Raw genomic sequence first — 593 nt, 5'->3', positions numbered from 1 at the left:
AATTGAAGACAATTACCTTATCTTGCTTTTCCGAGGGCTGCACTGGCGTTCATTTACTCCAGGGTAAATATCCGGCTTAGATACCTGGCGAGGTTAGCATGTTGAGGCTCACCTCGCCAGTAGTTTAGTTACATACTGCGGCATTGTTTACTGCTTGCAAATGCAGAAGGGGGGCAGGTTGTAGAATCCCGTGTCAGGCGTCAGGCGTCAGGCGTCAGGCGTCAGGCGTCAGGCGTCAGGGGGAAGCGCCGCGGCTCTTCAGGTAGTCGGCCAGCATCTCATCGTTTCTCTCCAGGGCTCTTTCCAAAGGAGTTTTGCCCTGCCCGTCCCTGGCGTTTAATTGGGCTCCCCGCTCGAGAAGCATATTGACGAGAATGGTGCTGTGCATACCGGCCGCCAGTCCCAGAGGAGTCTGCCGGTCGCCCGGTCTGCCGTTGGGGGCGGCGCCGTTATCCAACAGTAGTTTTGCAGCAGACTGACAATTGTTGGCTACAGCCACTTCCAGCGGCGTCATGGCAAAGCTGCCCTGGCGGTCGTCGATGTCGGCGCCGTTTTTAAGAAGTAGTTCGATGAGGGTGCACTGTCCGTCTACG

Annotated in this window: 1 protein-coding gene; it reads right to left on the bottom strand. The window is 56.5% G+C overall.

Features of this window, described 5'->3' with window-relative positions:
• Positions 1-235: 235 nt before the first annotated feature.
• The coding region (locus JNK74_29560; protein ID MBL7650321.1) for an ankyrin repeat domain-containing protein at positions 236-593 on the bottom strand (358 nt) is incomplete at its 5' end.

Source organism: Candidatus Hydrogenedentota bacterium (assembly GCA_016791475.1).
In the GTDB taxonomy this organism is placed as follows: Bacteria; Hydrogenedentota; Hydrogenedentia; order Hydrogenedentales; family JAEUWI01; genus JAEUWI01.
The sequence above is the reverse complement of the archived record's forward strand: the minus strand, read 5'-3'. Positions and strand labels throughout refer to the sequence as shown.